The organism is Anaerolineae bacterium (genome assembly GCA_025062375.1).
Taxonomy (GTDB): Bacteria; Chloroflexota; Anaerolineae; order SpSt-600; family SpSt-600; genus SpSt-600.
Genome location: JANXAG010000093.1, coordinates 1 through 503, shown reverse-complemented (window position 1 = coordinate 503; position 503 = coordinate 1). Strand labels below are relative to the sequence as shown.

The window sequence follows — 503 nt, the reverse complement described above, 5'->3', positions numbered from 1 at the left end:
GAGCCTGTGGAGAACCTCCGAAAGGCCATCAGTGCTTGCAAAGAGGCCCTGCGCTTTTATACTCCGGAAAACGCACCCTTTGATTATGCCATAACCCAGAAAAATCTTGGGACAACCTGGCTATACTGGGCGGAAATTGAAGAGGAGCTGGAACAGCGGTGCACCTATCTAAAAGCCGCTATACAGGCTTTTGCAGAGGCTTTGCGTTTCTTAACCCCAAAGGCTACACCTCGCTGATATAAAGAAACCCAGCATGCCCTCCAAAGAGCCCAGGAGCTGGCTCAGATGTGGGGATGTCAGTAAGGAAGATGATTGCAATTAGCTTCTACCCAACGAGCCATAGGCTTCAGGCCTGCCCGGCCAGCTAAACGTTTTTAAAGAGCCCCCAGCAAAATCAAGCTATCCCCGGACAGTTTAAGGGGATTCGGGCGCAGGATAGGCAATGCAAACGCCTCCGAGGATCTTTCTCCGCAGTTTTTCCCCTTCCTCCTGGGGAAGCTTCT

General features: G+C 51.7%; 1 protein-coding gene. It reads left to right on the top strand.

Features of this window, described 5'->3' with window-relative positions; all coding sequences use genetic code 11:
• A partial coding sequence (locus tag NZ653_10215; protein MCS7287488.1) for a tetratricopeptide repeat protein occupies positions 1-237 on the top strand: 237 nt, incomplete at its 5' end.
• Between the last annotated feature and the right edge of the window lie 266 nt (positions 238-503).